Origin of the sequence: Burkholderia sp. BE12 (assembly GCF_002959955.1) — a bacterium.
Taxonomy (GTDB): Bacteria; Pseudomonadota; Gammaproteobacteria; order Burkholderiales; family Burkholderiaceae; genus Burkholderia.
Genome location: NZ_PREY01000040.1, coordinates 43,455 through 65,369, shown reverse-complemented (window position 1 = coordinate 65,369; position 21,915 = coordinate 43,455). Strand labels below are relative to the sequence as shown.

The window sequence follows — 21,915 nt, the reverse complement described above, 5'->3', positions numbered from 1 at the left end:
GCGGCGGGTCGAACGACGCCATCTCCCACCGCTGGTATGCGGTGAGGGTGCCCACGCGATCGCTCGCCGAATCAGACATACGCGTCTTCCGCCTTGCCGCCGATCGCGATCTGGCCGCTCTCGGCGAGGTTGCGCACGATCTGCAGGATGCGGCGCTGCTGCGTCTCGACTTCGGACACGCGCACCGGGCCGCGCGCGTCGAGATCCTCGGCGAGCAGTTCGGCCGCGCGCTGCGACATGTTCGCCAGGAACTTCTGGCGCAGCGCCGGCGGCGCACCCTTCAGCGCGACGATCAGCGTTTCCGACTCGACTTCCTTGAGCACCATCTGGATCGCGCGATCCTCGAGCTCGAGCAGGTTCTCGAACACGAACATCTGGTCGATGATCTTCTGCGCGAGATCGGCGTCGTACTGGCGCACGCTTTCGAGGACGCCTTCCTCGTGCACGCTCGTCATGAAGTTCAGGATCTCGGCCGCCGTGCGGATGCCGCCCATCGGGCTGCGCTTCAGGTTGTCGCTGCCGGACAGCAGGCCCGTCAGCACGTCGTCGAGCTCGCGCAGCGCGGCCGGCTGGATGCCGTCGAGCGTCGCGATCCGCAGCAGCACGTCGTTACGCAGCCGTTCGGTGAAGCACGACGCGATTTCGGACGCCTGGTCGCGGTCGAGGTGCACGAGGATCGTCGCGATGATCTGCGGATGCTCGTTCTTGATCAGTTCGGCCACCGCGCCCGAATCCATCCATTTCAGGCCCTCGATGCCGCTCGTGTCGCTGCCCTGCAGGATGCGGTCGATCAGCACGCCGGCCTTGTCCTCGCCGAGCGCCTTCGTCAGCACCGAGCGGATGTACTCGCTCGAATCGAGCGACAGCGCGGTGTGCTGCTCGGCTTCCTTGACGAACTCCTGCAGCACGTCCTCGACCTGCTCGCGCGTGACGTTCTTCAGCGCGGCCATCGCGGCGCCGATCTTCTGGACCTCGCGCGGCGCGAGGAACTTGAATACCTGCGCGGCCTCTTCCTCGCCGATCGACATCAGCAGCAGCGCGCTCTTGGTCAAGCCTTCAGCGTTCATCGGACACCCAGTTCTTCACGACGGTGGCGACGATCTTCGGATCCTGGCGGGCGATCGTGCGCGCGTAGTCGAGGTTGCGTTCGTAGCGGTTCTTCTCGTTTTCGAAGCCCAGCAGCAGCGGATCGACTTCCTCCGCCGCCTTTTCCGGCGCGGGCAGGCCGTCGAGCGCGAGCGCGTCGTCCGGCGCCGCGAGCGCCGGCGCGGCCGGCTCGGGCGCAGGAAACGCGCGGCGCATCGCCGGGCGCACGAACATGAAGTAGAGCGCCGCCGCGGCCGCCGCGATGCCGAGCCACTTCGCGGCTTCCTTCGCCATCGCGATCATGTCGGGCTGGCGCCACCACGGCAGGTCGGTGTACGGGTCGCTCACGGTCGAGAACGCGCTGTTCACGACGTTCACCGAGTCGCCGCGCTTCTCGTCGTAGCCCATCGCGTCCTTCACGAGCTGTTCGACCTGCGCGAGCTTCGCGGGCGGCAGCGGCTGCATCGTCACGTGGCCCTTCGCGTCGGCGATCGGCTGGTAGTTGACGACGACCGCGACCGACAGCCGCTTCACGCTGCCCATCGGCTGTTCGAGATGGCGGATCGTCTTGTCGAGCTCGTAGTTGGTCGTCTGGTCCTTGCGGTCGCTGACCGGCGTCGTCTGCGGCCCGTTCTGGCCGTTGCCGGCGACGATCGGCGCGGAAGCCGGCTGCGGCGGCGTGTTCGACAGCGCGCCCGGCACGCCCGACGCGCCGCCCTGCGCGAGTTCGGTCGCGCTGCTGGTCTGCTGGCTGCGGATCGCAGCCTGCTGCGGCGTGCCGTTCGGGCCGTAGCTTTCCGACGTCTGCTCGATCTTCGAGAAATCGAGATCCGCGCTGACCTGCGAGCGCGCGTTGCCGGCGCCGAAGATCGGCGCGAGGATCGCGTCGATGCGCTTCTGCGTGTTGTGTTCGACCTGCTGCACGTACTTGAGCTGGCTCGCGTCGAGGCCGGAGGCGGATGCGGTCTGGGTCAGCAGGTTGCCGTCCTGGTCGACGATCGTCACGTTCTTCGCCGGCATGTCGGGCACGCCGGACGACACCATCCGCGTGATCGCCTGCACCTGACCCTCGTCGAGCACGCGGCCCGGGTAGAGGTCGACGAACACCGACGCGCTCGGCGCTTCCTTGTCGCGCACGAACACCGACGGCTTCGGGATCGCGAGATGCACGCGCGCGCCGCGCACGGCATTGATCGATTCGATGGTGCGCTGCAGCTCGCCTTCGAGCGCGCGTTGGTAATTGATCTGCTCGGCGAACTGGCTGATGCCGAATTTCTGGTTGTCCATCAGCTCGAAGCCGACCGAGCCGCCCTTCGGCAGCCCCATCGCGGCGAGCTTCAGGCGCGTTTCGTGCACCTGGCTCGACGGCACGAGGATCGCGCCGCCGGCATCGGCGAACTTGTAGGGAACGTTTGCCTGCTGGAGTGCGGCAATGATCGCGCCGCCGTCGCGGTCCGACAGGTTGCTGTACAGCACGCGGTAGTCGGGCGCCCGGCTCCACAGCACGAGCGCGGTGATCGCGGCGATCGCGAACGCGACGGCGATCACGAACGGCAGCTTCGGGTTGCCCTTCATCCGCGAGATGCCGGGAATGCGTTCCGCGAAGCCGCCAAGCCCGAAGTCCGCGCCCGCGCCGCCCGCGCCCGGCAACGCGGCGGCCGCGGCGGTGGCGGGCGCCGGGCTGAGGCCCGCGCGGGCGTCTGGGTTGATCAGCGAGTTGGCCTGCGAATCCATGCGTCGAGTTTCTCCGGAGCGGGACGACTGAGCTCGCTCGGACGAGCGGGCGGACAATGACACGATGCGATTATCGTGACCCGCGGCGCACTCCGATCGACCGAAAAGAGCGGGGTTTCCCCCGTACTTTCTCGGCTTTGACGCGCGCCGCGCTGCTATCCTTTTTCGCGATCCGGCATGGTGCGCGTGGTGCGGCGCCGGCGGATCACCCGGTGCGTCCGGGTTTCTTCTCTATGTCTGGGGACAGCATGACTGCGAACGTCAGCGGAATCGGTTCGGTGTTGCAACAGATGCAGTCGATGGCCGCGCAGGCGTCCGGCGGCGTCGCGAGCCCGACGGCGGCGCTGGCCGGCTCGGGCGCGGCGACGGCCGGCACGTTCGCGAGCGCGATGAAGGCGTCGCTCGACAAGATCAGCGGCGACCAGCAGCACGCGCTCGGCGAGGCGAAGGCGTTCGAGGTCGGCGCGCCGAACATCTCGCTGAACGACGTGATGGTCGACATGCAGAAAGCCAATATCGGCTTCCAGTTCGGGCTCCAGGTCCGCAACAAGCTAGTGAGCGCTTACAACGACATCATGCAGATGTCGGTGTGAGGCGACGGGCATCCGGGGGCGCGCATCCGGCGACGGGCATCCGGGGGCGGACATCCGACGACGGGCATCCGGGGCCGGTCGGCCGACGACGGGCATCCCGGGACGGTTCGGCGCTTGCGGAACGGGGCCGGCGGGCCGACATCGCTTGCCCGACGGCAGCCCCGGCGCACCTAAAGCTTTTCAAATCCCTTCCGATAACTCGGTGAAGGCCGCGCCGTGCGACGCACGACGGCGGCTCCCGTACAGCCCAAGGCAAGTAAAAGGAGAAGCGCATGTTTTCCCCAGGACACGCTGGAGCCAGTGCGTACGCGCGTGTCGGCGTCGAGACCGGGGTGATGGGCGCCTCCCCGCACCGGCTGATCGCGATGCTGTACCAGGGCGCGCGGCAGGCGATCGCGCTGGCGCGCATGCATTTGCAGCAGGACAACGTAGCCGGGCGCGGCGAAGCGATCGGCAAGGCGATCCGGATCGTCGAGAGCGGCCTGCAGGCGTCGCTGAACCGCGACGCGGGCGGCGAGATCGCCGACCGGCTCAATGCGCTGTATGCGTATATCGGCCGGCGTTTGCTGGAAGCGAACGCGCAGGCGAGCGACGCGATGCTGGTCGAGGTCGACGGCTTGCTCGCGACGCTCGAGGAAGCATGGACGGGCATCGCCCCGGAAGTCGCGCGGATGGCCGCGCAACAGGTAGCGGAAGCATCACGATGAGTCACAAGGCCGAATACTTCGCGCGTTACGAGGCGCTCGCCGCCGTGTCGGGCCGGATGCTGTGCGCCGCGCGCGATGCCGACTGGAGCGCGTTGCCGGGGTTGCAGGCCGAATTCATGCAGCTCGTCGACGGGTTGAAGGAGGCCGATCCGGGCGTCGCGCTCGACGAATCGGATCTCGGCCGCAAGCTCGACCTGATCCGTCGCATCCTGGCCGACGACGCCGCGATCCGCGATCTCGCGAGCCCGGACGTCGCGCGGCTGTCCGCGCTGTTCGAGGCGCGGCGCTCGACCCAGGTATTGACCGATCTCTATCGCGCGCGCGGGTAGGGCCGTGTTCCGGGAGACGGGCGAGGCGCCCGGGCCCGGTGCCGCACGCGGCGCGCGCTGTTCCCGCGGGCGGCACCGGCGTGCGTGCCGCGCCCGCATTCGCAACGACGTGCAGGGTCCGCTTGCATACGGAACGGACCCGAAGGTGAGCAGGCTCCGATCATGACCGGTATCGACTCCGTTGCGGCCGCACTGCTGGCGAGCCGTCTCGACAGCCTGCTGACCGGCACCGTATCGGCGCCCGCCGGCGGCGGCGCGACCTCGCAGGTCGGCACGCCGGGCGCCGGCGCGTCGTCCCCGCCGCCGGCCGGCAGCCCGCCCGCCGCGCCGCCTGCTTCCACGCAGACCGCGCTGTCCGAGGTCGGGCGCGCGCTCGACGCGATCTCGCGCTCGGGCGGCGATGCGACGCCGGCGATCGTCGGGCGGCTGCCGCTGCTGGCCGATCCCGCCGTGCTGCTCGCCGATACGCCCGTGCCCGCGCCCGTGCCGGCTGCGTCCGGTTCCGCTGCATCTTCCACGCCGGCTTCCGCTGAAGCGTCGCCCGCCGCGGCGGTGCGCGATGCGGCCGCGCCGCCGCAGGCCGTGGCGTTGCGCGCGGCGCTCGCGCAGGCCGTGAGTGAAAGCGGCCTCTTCTACGAATCCCATCTGGCGCAGTGGCTGGCCGGCCAGCGTCCGCTCGCGGCGCTGCTGCGCGAGCCGCAGGCACGCCTCGCGACCGCGCTCGCGCCGGCCGAGCCGGAAGCCGTTCCGCACGAGCCGACCGACGTGCTCGACGAACTGCTCGCGCAGCGCCCGTCGCTGCCGGCCGCCGCACGGGCCAGCGCGCCACCGCCGGCCCAAGGCGGCGCGCCTGCGCACGATCTTGCGCAGGCCGCGCCGACGGCGGCCCGGCAGGGCGCATCGTTGCCGGCCGACCTCGCCGATCCGCTGGCGGCGCACGCCGATACGCGCTGGACGCCCGCGCGTGCCGAGCTGGCCGCCGCATCGTCCGATTCGCAGGCGTCGCCGCTCGCGACCGTGCACCCGGCCGCCGTGCCGCTCGTTCGGCAGCAGCTCGATGCGCTCGCGACCGACCAGTTTCGCTGGACCGGCGAGGCGTGGCCCGGCGCGCGGCTCGACTGGACGATCGAACCCGACGAGCCGGGCCATCGCGCACCGCGCGGCGGCGACGACGACACGGGCGACGGTATCGCGTGGCGAACGCGCCTGACGCTGACGCTGCCGTCGCTCGGTACGGTCGATGCCGAGCTGGTGCTGAACGGCGCGCAGCTCGTCGCGCGGTTGCGCGCGAACCAGACGGGCGCCGACCGTCTCGCGCGCAACGAAGCCGCGCTACGGCAGCGGCTCGAGGGATCCGGGCTCAGGGTGGGCGGGCTGTCGATCCGTGCGGTCGACGACGGGCCCGACGGCTTCGACCTGTTCGCCGCGCAGGCAGCCGCCGCCGCATACGCGCGCGGCGCGGCCGGCGGCCCCGGCGCACGGGTGCCGGGCGACGATGACGAGGCGCTGCGATGAGCATGACGTCCCGCAAGCGCGCGGCCGCGCTCGTCTACGATCCGAAAGGCGGCGATGCGGCGCCGCGCGTGGTGGCGAAGGGTTACGGGGTGCTCGCCGAGATGATCGTCGCGCGCGCGCACGACGCGGGGCTGTACGTGCATACGGCGCCGGAGATGGTGTCGCTGCTGATGCAGGTCGATCTCGACGACCGGATTCCGCCGCAGCTCTATCAGGCGGTCGCGGACCTGCTCGCGTGGCTGTACGCGCTCGATCGCACCGAGCCCGCGCCGGACGAGGCCGCGCCGCGGTTTCCGTTGCCGCCGTTGCGCTGAACGGGCTGACGTCGGGCGGCTTCTTACGAACGGCTGTCCGCGGCTTGCGGGCACCGTTTTGCCGGCATTTTCGGTCTATCGATCGTCATCGCGCTGCAAAAAGTGCATTTCGTCCGCGTTCTCGCGCACGCCGGACCTGCCGCTTCGTGCGCGGACGGATTGAGTCGGCTTTCAATTTGTGTAATGATATCCATTCTCATTTTCATGCTGCCCGGGCGGCGCGCACTTCCTGCGCGCCGCCCGTCGTTTTGAACGAATGGATACTTTCGCGTGAACGCGCCCGAAACGATCGACCCGCCCAAGACGGGCATGCCGCGCGCCGGCATCACCGTACTGCACCCGGCGGGCCGCCCGCTGAACGACGACGAGCTGGCCGCGCGCCGTCAGCGCTCGCGGCGCGCGACTTTCATCAAGTGGCTGCGCAAGGTGCACGGCTGGGTCGGGCTGTGGGGCGCGGTGCTCGGGCTGCTGTTCGGCGTGACCGGTGTGCTGCTGAACCACCGCGCACCGCCGCTGAAGATCTCGACCGGCGAGCCGCAGGTCGAGGAGATGCAGATCGCGCTGCCGGATCCGGTGCCGAAGACGCCCGCCGCGATGACGAAATGGCTGCAGCGGGAGCTGCATTTCGACGGCAAGCCAGGCCGCATGCGCAAGGAACCCGCGCAGGCCGTCGCGTGGGGCGACAAGCGCGTGATGCAGCCCGAGCACTGGCAATTCGGCGTGTTCGGGCCGCACCAGAACCTGCAGGCCGAGTACTGGGTCGGCAACGGCTACGTGTCGGTGAAACGCACGGGCAACACGTTCCTGACGACGCTGAACAACCTGCATCGCGGCGTCGGGATGAATCTCGGCTGGGTGCTGCTGATGGATACGATCGCAGGCTCGCTGATCCTGCTGTCGCTGACGGGCGTGCTGCTGTGGACCGAGCTGAACAAGCGCCGCACGGTCGGCGTCGTGCTGGTGGTCGGTTCGGTTGCCGCCGCGCTGGCGGCCGGCCTGACCTGAGCGACGTCCGCGCCGGGGCAGCGGCATGCGGCCGAGCCCGACGCGAGCGTTACCGCCCGCCGCCGCGGGTCAGAGCCCGCAGGCCGCGCCGCTGTTCGCCGCGATTTCGCGCGCGGCCTTCGCGCCTTCGACCTGCAGGATCGTCGGCAGCGACACGTTGTTCTTCGCGGCGGTGATCTCGGCGAGGATCGAGATCGCGATTTCCGGCGGCGTCCGGCTGCCGATGTAGATGCCGGCCGGCCCGTGCAGCCGGGCCAGTTCCACTTCGTTCAGATCGAATTCGCGCAGCCGCTCGCGCCGCGCTGCGTTGTTGCGCCGCGAGCCGAGCGCGCCCACGTAGAACGCGGGCGTCTTCAGCGCCTCCATCAGCGCGAGATCGTCGAGCTTCGGGTCGTGCGTGAGCGCGATCACGGCCGAACGCGCATCGAGCTTCATGTCGAGCACCGTATCGTCGGGCATCGTGTGGACGACGCGCGTGCCCGGCACGTCCCACGCATCCGTGTATTCCTCGCGCGGATCGCAGACCGTCACCTGGTAGTCGAGCCCGACCGCGATCTGGCACAGATAGCGCGACAACTGGCCGGCGCCGATCACGAGCATCCGGTAGCGCGGCCCGTGGATCGTCACGAGCCGCTCGCCGTCGAAGGCGAGCCCGTCGGTCGCCTGCGCGGGCGACAGCGATGCGCGGCCGGTCGCGAGCGTCATCGTGCGCGTGACGAGGCGGCCGCCCTCGACCTCGGCGCACAGCGCGGCGATCCCGCTGTCGCGCGTGAGCGGTTCGAGCACGAGCTGGATTGTGCCGCCGCAAGGCAGCCCGAAGCGGTGCGCCTCCTCGGCCGTCACGCCGTACTTGAGCGCTTCCGGGCGCGCATCGGCCGCGATGCCGCTCGCATGTACGCGGGCGATCAGGTCGTCCTCGATGCACCCGCCGGACACGGAGCCGACCACGAGGCCGTCCTCGCGCACCGCGAGCATCGCGCCTTCGGGGCGCGGCGACGAGCCCCACGTCTTCACGACCGTCACGAGCAGCACGCGGCGCCCTTCTTCGAGCCAGCGCGCGCTGGATTTCAGTACATCGAGATCGACGCTTTCCATCGTTTTTTCCTGTTGCCGGACGGCCCGCCGCGCGGCGCCGTCGTTCGATGGCGGAATTATGAACCGCGCGGCGCGCGCGTGCAGGCGGCGCGCCGGCGGGCGCAGGCAAATCCGGAGGATCGGGCAAGACATCGCGACGATCGGACAGTGATCGCGCGGTGGCCGAGAGTGCGGGAGAGAGGGGCGTGCGGGGCCGGAGCCGGCCCCGCGTGGGTTCGTCATGGCGCACCGCGGAAGGCGCGCCATGGCGGCGCTCAGTGCGCGTCGGGGTGGCCGTGCGCGAGCTTCGAGTGGTGCCGCGAGTACAGCGCGTAGATCACGAGGCCGATCACGAGCCAGATGCCGAACGCGGCCCACGTGACGGGCTGCAGGTTCAGCATCAGGAACAGGCACGACGCGACCGCGAGGATCGGCACCACGGGCACGCCCGGGCAGCGGAACGCGCGCGGCAGTTCGGGGTGCGTGCGGCGCAGCACGAGCACGGCGATCGACACCATCGAGAATGCCGCGAGCGTGCCGATGTTGATCAGCTCGGCGAGCACGTTGAGCGGCACGAGCGCGGCGATCAGCCCGAAGAACAGGCCGACCAGCCAGGTCGTCAGGAACGGCGTCGCAAAACGCGGATGCACGCGCGACAGCGCGGCCGGCAGCAGCCCGTCGCGCGACATCGCGAAGATCACGCGCGTCTGGCCGTAGCTCATCACGAGGATCACGGTCAGCATGCCGAGCACCGCGCCGAGATCGATGAAGCCCGCCACCCACTTCTCGCCGGCGACCTGCAGCGCGTACGAGATCGGATGCGAGATGTTCGCGTACTGGGCCGACGGCACGATGCCGGTCGCGACCGCGGCGACCGTCACGTACAGCACCGCGCACACCGCGAGCGATGCGATGATGCCGATCGGCAGGTCGCGCTTCGGATTCTTCACTTCCTCGGCCGCCGACGACACCGCGTCGAAGCCGATGAACGCGAAGAACATCACGGCCGCCGCGCCGAACACGCCGTTCCAGCCGTGCGGCATGAACGGCTTCCAGTTCGCGGGCGTCACGTGGAACACGCCGACCGCGATCACGAGCAGCACGACCGACACCTTGATGAACACCATGATGTTGTTGATGCGGGTCGACTCGCGGATGCCGATCGACAGCAGCGTCGTGATCACGATCATCACGAGGAACGCGGGCAGGTTGAACCACGTGGTGACGCCTGGCACCGCGCCGGGCGCGGCCGTCAGCACGGCCGGCAGCGACAGCCCGAAGCCCTGCAGCAGCGACTGCAGGTAGCCCGACCAGCCGACCGACACGGCCGACGACGCGAGGCCGTACTCGAGCATCAGATCCCAGCCGATGATCCACGCGACGAGCTCGCCGAGCGTCGCGTACGAATACGTGTAGATCGAGCCGGCGACGGGGATCGTCGAGGCGAACTCCGCGTACGACAGCGCGGCGAGGCCGCACGCGATCGCGGCGATCACGAACGACAGCATCAGCGCCGGGCCGGCCTGGACGGCGCCGGTGCCGGTCAGCACGAAGATGCCGGTGCCGATGATCGCGCCGATGCCGAGGAAGGTGAGGTCGATCGCGCCGAGCGCTTTCTTGAGCCCGGCGGCTTGCGCGCCGGCGATCATGCGATCGACGTTTTTCTTGCGGAAGAGGGACATTGCGGATGAATCGCCGGCACGCGCGGGCACGGCGCGCCAACTAAGTGAAAACCCATAATTTTAGCCGATTTGGCGTGCCAGCCCCGCGGCGGCGCAGCGGCGCGCGGCGCAATCGTCCGATAAAACAAGCGTTTGTGCGCGAAACGGGCGCGGCTGGGTGCGGCGCGGCGTGCGCTGCTACGCCGGATCGGACGAATTCGGGTTGGCTGGGGATCAGGCGCCGGCCGCGGGCGCCATGTCGACGAGCCGGTTGCTCATCACGTAGAACGTGAGTTCCGCGTTGTTCGACAGCCGCATCTTCTCGAGCAGCCGCGACCGGTACACGCTCACCGTCTTCACCGACAGCGACAGCGTGTTCGCGATATCGGTGAGCCGCTTGCCCGACGCGAGCATGCAGAGCGTCTGGTATTCGCGGTCCGACAGCTTCTCGTGCGGCAGCGGTTCGTTCTCGAACGACACGTATTCGGCGAGCGCCTCGGCCATCGCGGGGCTCACGTACTTGCGGCCGGCCGCGACCTGCTGGATCGCGCCGATCATCTGCGCGGCGTTGACCGTCTTCGACAGGTAGCCGGCCGCGCCGGCCTTCAGCGCGCGCACCGCGTACTGGTCCTCGCGGTACATCGAGAACATCAGCACGGGCGCGCGCGTCGGCTTGCGCTTGAGGCGCTTGAGCACCTCGATGCCGTTCGTGTCGGGCAGCGAGATGTCGAGCAGGATCACGTCGAATTCCTGCTTGTCGACGGCGGCCATCGCGTCGCCGCCGCACTCGGCCTCGGTCACGTCGCGCGCGACGCCGCGGTCGATCAGCAACTGGCGGATCCCTTGCCGGACGATCGCATGATCGTCCACGAGCAGGATGTTCAGGCTCATCGCGACCTCACGAAAGCGACGTGCGGCGTGCCGCGCCGGGCACCGCGAGCAGCGAAGCCCATGCGAAGCGCGCGGTGACGCGCGTGCCGCGGCCGGTTGCCGGCGTGGCCGTCTCGAAGCTGCCGCCGAACGCCTCGCAGCGGGCGCGCATGCCGGCCAGGCCGTAGCCGCTGCGGCGGCGCCGGGCGAAACCGGTCCCATCGTCGGCGACACTCAGCGACAGATATGTGCCGTCGGTGATGATCCGGACGTCGACCGACGTCGCGCGCGCATGTTTCGCGACGTTCGACAGCGCTTCCTGCGCGACGCGGAACACAGCGAGCGCGCTGGTGCCGGCGAGCTGGGTCAGGCGGGCGTCGGCCGCGCACACGAAGCTCGTGCGCAGGCCCGTGCGCGCCGCATGGGTGTCGATCCACGACGACAGCGCGCCGACCATGCCGCCATCGAGTGCCGGCGTGTCGCGCTCGTCGATGAGCCGGCGATTCGCGTCGGTCGCGGCGTCGAGCGCCTGCTGCGCCAGCGTCAGCGCGCGCAGGCAGGCTTCCGGCGCATCGGCCGGCAGCCACGTTTGAACGTTTGCGAGTGCGAAGCGGGCGGCGGTCAATTCGGCGCCGAGCCCGTCGTGCAGCTCGCCGGCCAAATGGCGGCGGGCCGCTTCGTCGGCGGCGAGAAGCTGGGCGGAAAGTGCCGCGATCCGGGCGGCGGACGCGTCGCGCTTCGACGCTTCGTCGGCCATGGGCGGAGTAGCAGCGCGGCCGGGCATGCGCTGCCGTGACGGGAACGGGGCGTGGGCGCCCAAGGGCGCGTTAAGCGACGTATCCATGACTCTCCCTGCTGTCAGAAAGCGGTTCAGACACCGGCTGGCTGCGTGGGCTGGCTGCCGTTTCGATGACGGTCGCCGCCAGAGAATCGTTCCATGCCGAAGTAACAAAAGTTACGTCTTGTAACACTTGCATCCGACCCTTCCATACTCATCGGAACGACGACCACGCGGGCCGAATAATATCTCAAAATTTCCGAAAAGGTCATGTCGGGCGGTCATTTAAGGGTAACTGTGAATAATCGGAATGAAGGTGTTGTAGGAAAAACACTGACACCCGAACACCCGGCGATGACGTATCAAAATGTAACTATTTGAGATGGAATGGTCCCAGTTTGTTACGAATTCGCCAAGTAGGGACGAAAAAAAACCGGAGCTTTTGCTCCGGTTCTTGATGATGCGCAAATTGGGGGATCGATCAGTCCACGAATGCGCGCTCGATCACGTAGTGGCCCGGCGCGCTGTTCTTGCCTTCGACGAGGCCGGCCTGCTTCAGCAGCTCGGTCGTGTCCTTCAGCATCGCGGTGCTGCCGCACAGCATCACGCGGTCGTTTTCCGGCGAGAACGCCGGCACGCCGAGATCCGTGAACAGCTTGCCCGTCGCGATCAGGTCGGTGATCCGGCCTTCGTTGTCGAACGCTTCGCGCGTGACCGTCGGGTAGTAGACGAGCTTTTCCTTGATGATGTCGCCCAGGTACTCGTGGCCCGGCAGGTCGTGCTTGATGTAGTCCATGTACGCGAGCTCGCCCTTCAGGCGGCACGTGTGGGTCAGGATCACCTTGTCGAAGCGGTCGTAGATGTCCGGATCGCGGATGATCGACATGAACGGCGCGAGGCCCGTGCCCGTCGACAGCATCCACAGCGTCTTGCCCGGCAGCAGGTTGTCGGCCACCAGCGTGCCCGTCGGCTTCTTGCCGATCAGCACCGTGTCGCCCACCTTCAGGTGTTGCAGGCGCGACGTCAGCGGGCCGTTCTGCACCTTGATGCTGAAGAATTCGAGATGCTCTTCGTAGTTCGGGCTGACGATCGAATAGGCACGCGCGAGCGGCTTGCCGTCGACTTCGAGGCCGACCATCGTGAATTCGCCGTTGTTGAAGCGCAGGCTCGCCTCACGGGTGCAGGTGAAGCTGAAAAGCGTGTCGGTCCAGTGATGGACGGATTGAACGGTGGCGGTGTCGTATTTGCTCATGGCTTTGAAAACGGACGCGCGTGGCGAACGCGTGTAACGGGCCCAAAAACGGGCAAAAAAACCGAGTGCGACGGCCCGATCGCGGATCGGCCGGCCGGCGCGTCGGACACGCGCCTTCTCGATGACAGACGTTTGAGGAACTCGTTATTTTACCCTGTTGACGCGGATCGCGGGCTTGACCCCCGCGGCTGCGCGGATTTGGCGCAACATATCCTTGCAACGGGCTTTCGGCGATGGGCCGCCCGTTTCGCGCCGAGGCCCGGACGCTCCGACGGCGCCGTGACTGAGAGGGCGCGGCCGTCCGGCGGGTTACTGCGGATCGAGGCGCAGGCGCGCGATGTACGGCAGGTGGTCCGACAGCCACGCGGCTTCGCCGGACGGCGCGCGCCATTCGAGCGGCGTCAGGCCGCGCACGAACATCTTGTCGAGCGCGAGCGCCGGCGAGAACGCGGGGAACGTGCGGCCCGATTCGCCGAGCAGCGTCGCGACCTCGGACAGCCCGATCTCGCCGAACAGCGCGACCGAATCGTTGCGCCAGTCGTTGAAGTCGCCGGCGAGCATCAGCGGGCCGTCGCCCGCGTTGCGCTCGATCCAGTGCGCGATCCAGTGCATCTGGCGCAGCCGCGCGGCGCGCGTGAGCGCGAGGTGCGCGCACAGCAGCGTGACCGGGCGTGCGCCCGCCAGCGTCGCGCGCGCGACCAGCAGCCCGCGGCGCTCGAAGCGGTGCGCGGAGATGTCCCAGCGGCCGCCGAGGTCGAGCGGATGCGGCGACAGGATCGCGTTGCCGTGCCGCCACGACGGCTTGAACACGTTCGGCCCGAGCGCGATCTGCCAGTCGAGCGCCTGCGCGATCTCGGTGGCCTGGCAATGCCACACGTCGTCGACCGTGTCGTCCATCGGCGCGCCGAAACCCGGTGCGAGCATCGGGCGCGGCATGCGGCGCGCCATCGCTTCCTGCAGGAAATACACGTCGGCGTGCATCGACTGCATCCAGTTGCGCATCGCGTTCCACGCGGTGAAGCCGAGCGGCGAGCGGCCCTTGTGCAGGTTCCAGCTGACGGCGGTGATTTCGTCGGGCGCGGCGTGCGGTTCGGCGAACGGCAGGGAGAGGGCATCGGCGGACATGAGGTTCAGTCCTTCGAGACGTGCGCGCGCACGCGGTAGACGAGATGCGGATGCTGCTCGACGAGCGTCCAGTCGGTCCAGGCGTCGCCGCCGACCGACAGGCCGGGGTGGCTCGCGACGATTTGCCGCGGCGACGCGGGCAAGCACGGATCGCCGCGCGTCGCGTTTTCGTCGTCGAGCGTTTCCTGCACGTCGAGCCCGAGCGACACGGTGTTCGCGTTGGCGTCGACGGCGAGCGGGGCGACCGTCACCGAGCGTGAGCGCTCGGTCGGCACGACGCGCGCGGCATTGCCGCAGCCCACCGGCACGGCGGCCGGATAGCGATGGGTATCGGTGCGGGACTGGCCCACGGTGGTGTTTTGCTGGAACGTGTCGATCGTCTGACCGTCGCGCACCACCTGGATTTCCCATGCGACGACGGCCGGCGCGGGGCTCTGCGCATGGGCGGCGAGCACGACGCTCGCAAGCAGGACGGCCAGGCCGTGTTTCAGCATGAAACGTCTCCGGAAACGCGGGATAGCGGGGAACGGACGCACATCTTACGCCCGATCGATTTCGGTCGTGATGTGACGGGACGTGCCGCGACAGGTTCGCAGCACGATGCGGTCCTGCTCGGCAGGTAAGGCCGCGTCATGCGTTTTCAAGCGAAAAAGCGCGTGAACTCGGCGACCCTCGCGCGCTCGGTGACGAGACGGTTCTCGATCGCGTCGGGGTCGGCATGGCCGAGCGCCATCCCGCAGACGAACTGTTCGTTCGGCGGAATGCCGAGGTGTTCGGCGACGATCCGGTGAAACGGCACGAACGCGGCCTGCGGGCAGGTATCGAGGCCGCGGGCGCGCGCGGCCGTCATCACGCCTTGCAGGAACATCCCGCAATCGAGCCACGCGCCACGTGTCATGACCCGGTCCAGCGTGAAGAACAGCGCGACCGGCGCATCGAAGAAACGGAAATTGCGCCTGTGCTGCGCGTGCATGCGCGCCTTCTCGTCGCGGCGGATGTTCAACAGGCCGTACAGATCCCAGCCGACCTTGCGGCGCCGGTCGATATACGGCGACACCCATTCGCGCGGGTAGTAGTCGTATTCGGCGACGTATTTCTCGTCGCGCGCCGGATCGTCGTAGGCCGCGGTGAGCGCGGCGGCGAGTGCGTCGCGCGTGGCGCCCGTCGCGACGTACACGCGCCATGGCTGGATGTTGGTGCCCGACGGCGCACGGCTCGCGGCTTCGAGGATCGCCTCGATCGTGTCGCGCGGCACGGGCGTCGGCAGGAACGCCCGGACCGAACGACGCGACTTGAGCGCGGCGTCGACGGCATCGACGGAACGGATCGCGTCGGAGTCGACGCGCGGAGAAGCAGCGGGGACGGACATCGGCAACCCTTCGGGCGAGGCGTCAGGCGAGGTGCGCGGCCGCATGCGCGCGGCGCGCGGGCGCCATCGGCGAGCCCGGCGCGAGCCTTGTGAACTTTCGATCATACGCCGCGACGCACGAGCGTGCAGCGGGCGCGCGCTGTTAGCAGCAGACGCGCCTGGCTGCTTGCTTGCATGGCGATGCGGGATCGCTACACTGAATTCGTAAGGGTCTGATGAGTGTGTGACGGCAAGTGCAGCGAGGCAGGTATGACGACGGCGATGGTGAAACAGGAACTGGCGGTGGCGTCCTTCAGCACGGTGTACGACCTCGAGCAGGTCGAGACGGCGCTGAGCGACCTGAACGAGAGCGCGAGCGACGCCCTGCGCTCGACCTACGAGAGGATGCTCAAGACGGGGAATCTGCGCTTCTGCGTGAAGCCGAACCGGATGCCGTCGTTCGACGCGCTCGGCGAAGCGTTGCCGAATTTCGGCGAGCCGCTCGATGACGTACGCAAGCAGATCGCGCTGTGTCTCGAAACGGACGACCGGCTCGAACTGATGCCGATCCTGCTGCTCGGGCCGCCCGGGATCGGCAAGACGCATTTCGCGAAGGCGCTCGCGCACCTGCTCGGCACCGCGTACCACTACGTGCCGATGAGTTCGCTGACGGCCGGCTGGATCCTGTCGGGCGCGTCGTCGCAATGGAAGAACGCGAAGCCCGGCAAGGTGTTCGACGCGCTCGTGAACGGCAGCTATGCGAACCCGGTGATCGCGGTCGACGAGATCGACAAGGCCGGCAGCGATGCGCAATACGATCCGCTCGGTGCGCTGTATGCGTTGCTCGAGCACGACACGGCGCGCGCCTTCGTCGACGAATTCGCGGAAGTGCCGATCAACGCGGGCAACGTGATCTGGATCGCGACCGCGAACGATGCGCACGCGATTCCCGAGCCGCTGCTCAACCGGATGAACGTGTACGAGATCGCGCCGCCCGATGCGGCCGGCGCGCGCCGGATCGCGCAGACGATCTACGACGAGATCCGCACGTCGCATGCGTGGGGGCGGCGCTTTCCCGATACGCTCGGCGACGATGCGCTCGACGTGCTGGCCGCGACGCCGCCGCGCACGATGCGCCGCGCGCTGCTGCACGCGTTCGGCGCCGCGCGGCTCGACGGCCGCGACGCGATCGCGCCGGCCGACATCCGCGCCGACGAAGGCGCGGCGAAGCGCCGGCCGATCGGCTTCTGACGCGGCCACGCGCGCACGGCAGCGCGTGCGCGCGTGGCGTTCGTTGCGCGGTGGGCCGTATCGCACGCGACGCGATGCGCATGCGTTCGGCAAGCGGGCGAACCGGGACGTACAATTCTTCTCTCCCCCTTCGACGCGCGAGCAGCGCGAAAAGCCATGGAGCAGACGGATTGTGTCGTGATCGGCGCGGGTGTCGTCGGTCTGGCGATTGCGCGCGAGCTCGCCGCGCGCGGGCGTGAAACGATCGTGCTCGAGGCGGCCGACGCGATCGGCACGGGCACGAGTTCGCGCAACAGCGAGGTGATTCACGCGGGGCTCTACTATCCGCGCGGGTCGCTGAAGGCGGTGTCGTGCGTGCGCGGGCGCGACCTGCTGTACGAATTCTGCGACACGCATCACGTGCCGCACCGGCGCACGGGCAAGCTGCTCGTCGCGACGAGCGCCGCGCAGGTGAAGCAGTTGAAGGCGATCGCCGCGCGCGCGGCCGAAAACGGCGTGCTCGACCTGCTGCCGCTCACGCGTGCGGAAGCGCAGACGCTCGAGCCCGCGCTCGAATGCGTGGAGGCGCTGTTCTCGCCGTCGACGGGCATCGTCGACAGCCACCAGTTGATGCTCGCGCTGCTCGGCGATGCGGAACGCGACGGCGCCGTGTGCGCGCTGCAATCCCCGGTCGAAGCGATCGACGTACTGCGCGGCGGGCGCTTCATCGTGCGCACCGGCGGCGCCGCGCCGGCCGAGATCGACGCCACCTGCGTGATCAACAGCGCGGGCCTCGGTGCGCAGGCGCTCGCGCGCCGCACGCGCGGCCTCGATCCACGCTGGGTGCCGCCGCTCTATCTCGCGCGCGGCAATTATTTCAGCCTGTCGCGCCGTGCGCCCTTCTCGCACCTGATCTATCCGATGCCCGATCGAGCGGGGCTCGGCGTACACCTGACGCTCGATCTCGGCGGGCAGGCGCGCTTCGGCCCGGACGTCGAATGGTGCAATTCGCTACGCTACGAAGTCGATCCGGCGCGCGCGGCCGCGTTCTACGCGTCGATCCGCGCATTCTGGCCGGGCCTGCCCGACGATGCGCTGCAGCCGGCGTACGCGGGCATCCGGCCGAAGGTCGCGGGGCCCGGCGAGCCGCCGGCCGACTTCATCGTGCAGGGCGCCGCGCAGCACGGCGTGCGCGGGCTCGTGAACCTGTTCGGCATCGAGTCGCCGGGGCTCACCGCCGCACTTGCGCTCGCGCAGCGCGTCGGCGACATGGTGTCGCGCGCGTGACGCACGGGCCGGCGCCGTGCGGGCCGGCCGAAACCCGTGTGAAATCCCTTATCTCCGGCATTTCGGCGCGCACATTTGTCCGCTTGGGCGTTATTCTGTCGAACGCCGTCGCGAGAACGGCTTTCAAACCGATAACGTTGGAGCGAGTCCCCCATGAAAACATCCCGTCGGAGTTTCCTGATCACGAGCATTGGTGCCGTGTCCGCGCTGGCGCTGTCGCGCGAAGCGCTGGCCGATGCGCCGATGCTGTCGGAAACCGATCCGACCGCGGCGGCACTCGGCTACAAGGCCGATGCCACAAAGGTCGACAAGACGAAGTATCCGAAATACGCAGCGGGCCAGGATTGTGCGGCCTGCATGCTGTACCAGGGCAAGAAGGGCTCGGCTTCGGGCCCGTGCGGCGCGTTCCCCGGCAAGCAGGTGTCGGCGAAGGGCTGGTGCAGCGCTTTCTCGAAGATGGGTTGAGGCCCGTGCGGCGTCGTGCGATGCCGCATTGTGGCGAAAACCGCAACACGCTCGCTGTCGTTCGATGGCGGGCGTTTTTTATTGCTTGAAAACGGTTCCGTCGCTTTCTACACTCGCTGCACACCAGCGCGCCGCGGCACCCCGCGCGCCGAACTGCCCGACACGGCGAATCCACGAGGACGAGGCACGCATGGCGACGATTGCGAATTCAACGAAAACGGCCCGGCCCGAGCGTGCGCTGAACCGGCGCGCGGTGGTGGCCGCCGTGATCGGCAATGCGCTCGAGTGGTACGACTTCACGGTGTTCGGCTTCATGACGGTCGTGATCGCCGAGCTGTTCTTTCCCACCTCCAGCGAATACTCGTCGCTGCTGCTCACCACCGCGACGTTCGGCGTCGCGTTCTTCATGCGCCCGATCGGCGGCATCGTGTTCGGGCTGTACGCGGACCGCGCGGGCCGCAAGGCCGCGCTGTCGCTCGTCATCCTGCTGATGACGGCCGGCATCTTCCTGCTCGCGATCGCGCCGCCCTACGCGGCGATCGGCATCGGCGGCCCGATCCTGATCGTGCTCGGCCGGCTGCTGCAGGGCTTCTCCGCGGGCGGCGAATTCGGCAGCGCGACGGCGCTGCTGATCGAAGCGGCGCCGTTCTCGAAACGCGGCTTCTACGGCAGCTGGCAAATGGCGAGCCAGGCGGGCGCGCTGCTGATCGGCGCGCTGGTCGGCGCGGCCGTCACGCGCGGGCTGTCGCCCGATGCGCTGCGCAGCTGGGGCTGGCGCGTGCCGTTCATCCTCGGGCTCGTGATCGGTCCGATCGGTTTCTACATCCGCCGCAATCTCGACGATTCCGAAGCGTTCCTGCATGCGCAGCAGAGCGCGCGCCGAGCGACCCTCGGCGAAGTGTTCACGCGCCACCCGCGCGAGGTGCTGTGCGGGTTCGGCTCGGTGATCGCACTGACCGTGACGATCTACGCGCTGATCATCTATCTGCCGACCTTCGCGGTGAAGCAGCTGCATCTGCCGTACGCCGAATCGTTCTACGCGGGAATCGTCGGCAATCTGCTGCTCGTGGTGCTGTCGCCGGTCGCGGGCGCGTGGTCGGACCGCATCGGCCGCAAGGGGCTGTCGTTGTGGTCGCTCGTGCTGACGCTCGCGCTGATGTATCCGCTGTTCGCGTGGCTCGACGCGGCGCCGAGCATCGGGCGGCTGATCGCGGTACAGGCCGTGCTGTCGGTGACGCTCGCGGGCTACTACGGGCCGTTCGGCGCGATGATCGCCGAGCTGTTCCCGGCCAACGTGCGCTCGACCGGGCTGTCGATCGCGTACAACGTCGCGGTGATGCTGTTCGGCGGCTTCGGCCAGTTCATCGTCACGTGGCTGATCAAGGTCACGGGCACGCCGCTCGCGCCGACCTATTACGTGATGGCGGGGCTCGCGTTGTCGATCGTCGCGGTCGCGTTCGTGCCCGCGCGCAGCGCCGATCTCGACGCGCCGGCGTGAGCGCATGACGGCTCGAATGCCGTCATCGCATCGTTTCGCGAAATGCAACGATGGCCGGCCAACGATGAAAATCGCATGCCGAACCTTCGTGTTCGCGTCTGAATTGTTTAGTCGTCGAACGAAACATGCGCGAGATGAGCGGAACGGACGCTCGCGCGCGTCTTCGCATCTTTCATTCGCGGCAGACATCGGCAAAAACCCGTGCGCACGCGTCTAGAAGAGTTTTTTCTCCAGCTTGTTGCAAAATCGCTAGCTCAAGTAATATCCGCGTACGCCGGCTCCCTGGCGGGGCCGGTTCCGATCTGGAGACCTGGAGGAAACATGGAATACAACCGTCTGTTGCACACCCTGCGTGTTACCGCCATTGCAGGCGTGGCAGCGGCATCGCTCGGCGTCGCGGGCTCTGCATTCGCACAGATCCCGAACAAAACGCTCGTCTACTGCTCAGAAGGCAGCCCGGCGGGTTTCGATTCCGCGCAATTTACGACCGGCGTCGATTTCACCGCCGCCACGTTCACCGTCTACAACCGCCTCGTCGAATTCGAGCGCGGCGGCACGAAGGTCGAACCCGGCCTCGCCGAGAAGTGGGACGTGTCGTCCGACGGCAAGGTGTACACGTTCCACCTGCGCCACGGCGTGAAGTTCCACACGACCGACTTCTTCAAGCCGACGCGCGAGTTCAATGCGGACGACGTCGTGTTCTCGTTCGAGCGCATGCTCGATCCGAACAACGCGTTTCGCAAGGCGTACCCGGTGTCGTTCCCGTACTTCACCGACATGGGTCTCGACAAGCTGATCACGAAGATCGAGAAGGTCGATCCGTACACCGTGAAGTTCACGCTGGCCGAGCCGAACGCGCCGTTCATCCAGAACATGGCGATGGAATTCGCGTCGATCCTGTCGGCCGAATACGGCGACCAGCTGATGAAGGCCGGCAAGGCCGCCGACATCAACCAGAAGCCGATCGGCACGGGCCCGTTCATCTTCCGCAGCTACACGAAGGACGCGACGATCCGCTTCGACGGCAATCCTGATTACTGGAAGAAGGGTGCGGTGAAGCTGTCGAAGCTGATCTTCTCGATCACGCCGGATCCGGGCGTGCGCGTGCAGAAGATCAAGCGCAACGAATGCCAGGTGATGAGCTATCCGCGCCCGGCCGACATCGCGACGCTGAAGGCCGATTCGAACGTCGACATGCCGTCGCAGGCCGGCTTCAACCTCGGCTATCTCGCGTACAACGTCGAGCACAAGCCGGTCGACAAGCTCGAAGTGCGTCAGGCGCTCGACATGGCGATCAACAAGAAGGCGATCCTCGAGTCCGTCTACCAGGGCGCCGGCCAGGCCGCGACCGCGCCGATGCCGCCGACCCAATGGTCGTACGACAAGAACCTGAAGATGGCTGCCTACGACACCGCGAAGGCGAAGGCGCTGCTCGCGAAGGCAGGCTTCCCGAACGGTTTCGAGATCACGCTGTGGGCGATGCCCGTGCAGCGCGCGTACAACCCGAACGCCCGCCTGATGGCCGAGATGATCCAGGCCGACTGGGCGAAGATCGGCGTGAAGGCGAAGATCGTCACGTACGAGTGGGGCGAGTACATCAAGCGCGCGCACGCGGGCGAGCAGGACACGATGCTGATCGGCTGGACGGGCGACAACGGCGATCCGGACAACTGGCTCGGCACGCTGCTCGGCTGCGACGCGATCAAGGGCAACAACTTCTCGCACTGGTGCTACAAGCCGTTCGACGAGCTGGTCCAGAAGGGCCGCACGACGACGGGCCAGGACGCGCGCACGAAGCTCTACACGCAGGCGCAGCAGATCTTCGCGCAACAGCTGCCGTTCTCGCCGATCGCGAACTCGACGGTCTATCAACCGGTGCGCAAGAACGTGGTCGACATGCGTATCGAACCGCTCGGCTATGCCCGCTTCGACGGGGTTAGCGTGAAGTAACACGCCTGTCGTAAGCTGTCGCGAAGACCGGCTAACTCATCCGGCGGCGGGAGGCCAAAAGCTTCCCGTCGCCGGTCGCACATTTCCCACAAGA

At 68.1% G+C, this 21,915-nt stretch carries 21 protein-coding genes and 1 pseudogene; 11 read left to right on the top strand and 11 right to left on the bottom strand.

Annotated elements, in window-relative coordinates; genetic code table 11:
• The 3 genes and pseudogenes from C4B30_RS31075 to fliF all read right to left on the bottom strand — a co-directional run.
• Window positions 1-79: pseudogene (locus C4B30_RS31075) on the bottom strand (flagellar assembly protein FliH); the annotation flags it as partial.
• A complete protein-coding gene (gene fliG / locus C4B30_RS31070) occupies window positions 72-1,067 on the bottom strand; it encodes a flagellar motor switch protein FliG (RefSeq protein ID WP_027785711.1) in 996 nt (331 codons plus the stop codon). The pseudogene C4B30_RS31075 and the gene fliG, both read right to left, overlap by 8 nt.
• Window positions 1,057-2,820: a flagellar basal-body MS-ring/collar protein FliF gene (gene fliF, locus C4B30_RS31065; RefSeq protein WP_027785710.1), complete on the bottom strand. Its 1,764-nt coding sequence runs from the start codon at window positions 2,818-2,820 to the stop codon at window positions 1,057-1,059. The genes fliG and fliF overlap by 11 nt, the downstream gene beginning before the upstream one ends.
• 248 nt (window positions 2,821-3,068) lie before the next feature.
• Here fliF and fliE point away from each other — a divergent pair, with 248 nt between their 5' ends.
• From fliE to C4B30_RS31030, 6 genes are all read left to right on the top strand, one after another.
• On the top strand, window positions 3,069-3,413 hold the full coding sequence (gene fliE / locus C4B30_RS31055) for a flagellar hook-basal body complex protein FliE (protein WP_006486991.1): 345 nt from the start codon (window positions 3,069-3,071) through the stop codon (window positions 3,411-3,413).
• A gap of 272 nt (window positions 3,414-3,685) precedes the next feature.
• Window positions 3,686-4,120 (top strand): flagellar export chaperone FliS, encoded by a 435-nt coding sequence (gene fliS / locus C4B30_RS31050; protein ID WP_006486995.1) that lies wholly within the window; start codon window positions 3,686-3,688, stop codon window positions 4,118-4,120.
• The gene (locus C4B30_RS31045; protein ID WP_027785709.1) at window positions 4,117-4,449 is read left to right on the top strand and encodes a flagellar protein FliT; all 333 of its coding nucleotides are present in this window, start codon (window positions 4,117-4,119) and stop codon (window positions 4,447-4,449) included. The genes fliS and C4B30_RS31045 overlap by 4 nt, the downstream gene beginning before the upstream one ends.
• A gap of 162 nt (window positions 4,450-4,611) precedes the next feature.
• Window positions 4,612-5,964, top strand: a complete 1,353-nt coding sequence (gene fliK, locus C4B30_RS31040; protein WP_027785708.1) for a flagellar hook-length control protein FliK — start codon at window positions 4,612-4,614, stop codon at window positions 5,962-5,964.
• A complete protein-coding gene (locus tag C4B30_RS31035; RefSeq protein WP_027785707.1) occupies window positions 5,961-6,278 on the top strand; it encodes an EscU/YscU/HrcU family type III secretion system export apparatus switch protein in 318 nt (105 codons plus the stop codon). The genes fliK and C4B30_RS31035 overlap by 4 nt, the downstream gene beginning before the upstream one ends.
• A gap of 270 nt (window positions 6,279-6,548) precedes the next feature.
• A complete protein-coding gene (locus C4B30_RS31030; protein ID WP_027785706.1) occupies window positions 6,549-7,283 on the top strand; it encodes a PepSY-associated TM helix domain-containing protein in 735 nt (244 codons plus the stop codon).
• 69 nt (window positions 7,284-7,352) lie between these two features.
• Here the strand turns inward: C4B30_RS31030 and C4B30_RS31025 are convergent, their stop codons facing one another.
• The 8 genes from C4B30_RS31025 to C4B30_RS30990 all read right to left on the bottom strand — a co-directional run bounded on the left by C4B30_RS31025 (window position 7,353) and on the right by C4B30_RS30990 (window position 15,412).
• Complete coding sequence (locus C4B30_RS31025) at window positions 7,353-8,378, bottom strand: XdhC family protein (RefSeq protein ID WP_027785705.1); 1,026 nt, start codon at window positions 8,376-8,378, stop codon at window positions 7,353-7,355.
• Window positions 8,379-8,632: 254 nt separating this feature from the next.
• On the bottom strand, window positions 8,633-10,039 hold the full coding sequence (locus C4B30_RS31020) for an amino acid permease (protein ID WP_027785704.1): 1,407 nt from the start codon (window positions 10,037-10,039) through the stop codon (window positions 8,633-8,635).
• A gap of 213 nt (window positions 10,040-10,252) precedes the next feature.
• Window positions 10,253-10,909: a response regulator transcription factor RqpR gene (gene rqpR, locus C4B30_RS31015; protein ID WP_027785703.1), complete on the bottom strand. Its 657-nt coding sequence runs from the start codon at window positions 10,907-10,909 to the stop codon at window positions 10,253-10,255.
• A 7-nt stretch (window positions 10,910-10,916) separates the two neighbouring features.
• Entirely contained in the window at window positions 10,917-11,732 is an 816-nt protein-coding gene (gene rqpS, locus C4B30_RS31010; protein ID WP_027785702.1) for a quorum system sensor histidine kinase RqpS, read from the bottom strand.
• A gap of 415 nt (window positions 11,733-12,147) precedes the next feature.
• Complete coding sequence (locus C4B30_RS31005; RefSeq protein ID WP_027785701.1) at window positions 12,148-12,918, bottom strand: ferredoxin--NADP reductase; 771 nt, start codon at window positions 12,916-12,918, stop codon at window positions 12,148-12,150.
• A 309-nt stretch (window positions 12,919-13,227) separates the two neighbouring features.
• Window positions 13,228-14,043, bottom strand: coding sequence for an endonuclease/exonuclease/phosphatase family protein (locus C4B30_RS31000; RefSeq protein WP_027785700.1), 816 nt, complete (start codon window positions 14,041-14,043; stop codon window positions 13,228-13,230).
• 5 nt (window positions 14,044-14,048) lie between these two features.
• On the bottom strand, window positions 14,049-14,537 hold the full coding sequence (locus tag C4B30_RS30995; RefSeq protein WP_027785699.1) for a hypothetical protein: 489 nt from the start codon (window positions 14,535-14,537) through the stop codon (window positions 14,049-14,051).
• A 146-nt stretch (window positions 14,538-14,683) separates the two neighbouring features.
• Window positions 14,684-15,412, bottom strand: a complete 729-nt coding sequence (locus C4B30_RS30990; RefSeq protein ID WP_027785698.1) for a nitroreductase — start codon at window positions 15,410-15,412, stop codon at window positions 14,684-14,686.
• A gap of 249 nt (window positions 15,413-15,661) precedes the next feature.
• On the opposite strand from C4B30_RS30990, the gene C4B30_RS30985 reads away from it, so the two are divergent.
• From C4B30_RS30985 to C4B30_RS30965, 5 genes are all read left to right on the top strand, one after another.
• Entirely contained in the window at window positions 15,662-16,642 is a 981-nt protein-coding gene (locus C4B30_RS30985) for an AAA family ATPase (RefSeq protein WP_027785697.1), read from the top strand.
• Between the two features lie 156 nt (window positions 16,643-16,798).
• Window positions 16,799-17,908: an NAD(P)/FAD-dependent oxidoreductase gene (locus C4B30_RS30980; protein ID WP_027785696.1), complete on the top strand. Its 1,110-nt coding sequence runs from the start codon at window positions 16,799-16,801 to the stop codon at window positions 17,906-17,908.
• A gap of 153 nt (window positions 17,909-18,061) precedes the next feature.
• The gene (locus tag C4B30_RS30975) at window positions 18,062-18,373 is read left to right on the top strand and encodes a high-potential iron-sulfur protein (RefSeq protein ID WP_027785695.1); all 312 of its coding nucleotides are present in this window, start codon (window positions 18,062-18,064) and stop codon (window positions 18,371-18,373) included.
• Between the two features lie 190 nt (window positions 18,374-18,563).
• A complete protein-coding gene (locus C4B30_RS30970) occupies window positions 18,564-19,871 on the top strand; it encodes an MFS transporter (RefSeq protein ID WP_027785694.1) in 1,308 nt (435 codons plus the stop codon).
• 321 nt (window positions 19,872-20,192) lie between these two features.
• Complete coding sequence (locus tag C4B30_RS30965; protein ID WP_027785693.1) at window positions 20,193-21,821, top strand: ABC transporter substrate-binding protein; 1,629 nt, start codon at window positions 20,193-20,195, stop codon at window positions 21,819-21,821.
• The last annotated feature ends 94 nt before the right edge of the window (window positions 21,822-21,915 follow it).

Bases quoted from the DNA above. Each gene is read 5' to 3' on its own strand.
- fliG (WP_027785711.1), bottom strand. From the start codon at position 1,067: ATGAACGCTGAAGGCTTGACCAAGAGCGCGCTGCTGCTGATGTCGATC.
- fliF (WP_027785710.1), bottom strand. From the start codon at position 2,820: ATGGATTCGCAGGCCAACTCGCTGATCAACCCAGACGCCCGCGCGGGC.
- fliE (WP_006486991.1), top strand. From the start codon at position 3,069: ATGACTGCGAACGTCAGCGGAATCGGTTCGGTGTTGCAACAGATGCAG.
- fliS (WP_006486995.1), top strand. From the start codon at position 3,686: ATGTTTTCCCCAGGACACGCTGGAGCCAGTGCGTACGCGCGTGTCGGC.
- C4B30_RS31045 (WP_027785709.1), top strand. From the start codon at position 4,117: ATGAGTCACAAGGCCGAATACTTCGCGCGTTACGAGGCGCTCGCCGCC.
- fliK (WP_027785708.1), top strand. From the start codon at position 4,612: ATGACCGGTATCGACTCCGTTGCGGCCGCACTGCTGGCGAGCCGTCTC.
- C4B30_RS31035 (WP_027785707.1), top strand. From the start codon at position 5,961: ATGAGCATGACGTCCCGCAAGCGCGCGGCCGCGCTCGTCTACGATCCG.
- C4B30_RS31025 (WP_027785705.1), bottom strand. From the start codon at position 8,378: ATGGAAAGCGTCGATCTCGATGTACTGAAATCCAGCGCGCGCTGGCTC.
- C4B30_RS31020 (WP_027785704.1), bottom strand. From the start codon at position 10,039: ATGTCCCTCTTCCGCAAGAAAAACGTCGATCGCATGATCGCCGGCGCG.
- rqpR (WP_027785703.1), bottom strand. From the start codon at position 10,909: ATGAGCCTGAACATCCTGCTCGTGGACGATCATGCGATCGTCCGGCAA.
- rqpS (WP_027785702.1), bottom strand. From the start codon at position 11,732: ATGGATACGTCGCTTAACGCGCCCTTGGGCGCCCACGCCCCGTTCCCG.
- C4B30_RS31005 (WP_027785701.1), bottom strand. From the start codon at position 12,918: ATGAGCAAATACGACACCGCCACCGTTCAATCCGTCCATCACTGGACC.
- C4B30_RS31000 (WP_027785700.1), bottom strand. From the start codon at position 14,043: ATGTCCGCCGATGCCCTCTCCCTGCCGTTCGCCGAACCGCACGCCGCG.
- C4B30_RS30995 (WP_027785699.1), bottom strand. From the start codon at position 14,537: ATGCTGAAACACGGCCTGGCCGTCCTGCTTGCGAGCGTCGTGCTCGCC.
- C4B30_RS30990 (WP_027785698.1), bottom strand. From the start codon at position 15,412: ATGTCCGTCCCCGCTGCTTCTCCGCGCGTCGACTCCGACGCGATCCGT.
- C4B30_RS30985 (WP_027785697.1), top strand. From the start codon at position 15,662: ATGACGACGGCGATGGTGAAACAGGAACTGGCGGTGGCGTCCTTCAGC.
- C4B30_RS30980 (WP_027785696.1), top strand. From the start codon at position 16,799: ATGGAGCAGACGGATTGTGTCGTGATCGGCGCGGGTGTCGTCGGTCTG.
- C4B30_RS30975 (WP_027785695.1), top strand. From the start codon at position 18,062: ATGAAAACATCCCGTCGGAGTTTCCTGATCACGAGCATTGGTGCCGTG.
- C4B30_RS30970 (WP_027785694.1), top strand. From the start codon at position 18,564: ATGGCGACGATTGCGAATTCAACGAAAACGGCCCGGCCCGAGCGTGCG.
- C4B30_RS30965 (WP_027785693.1), top strand. From the start codon at position 20,193: ATGGAATACAACCGTCTGTTGCACACCCTGCGTGTTACCGCCATTGCA.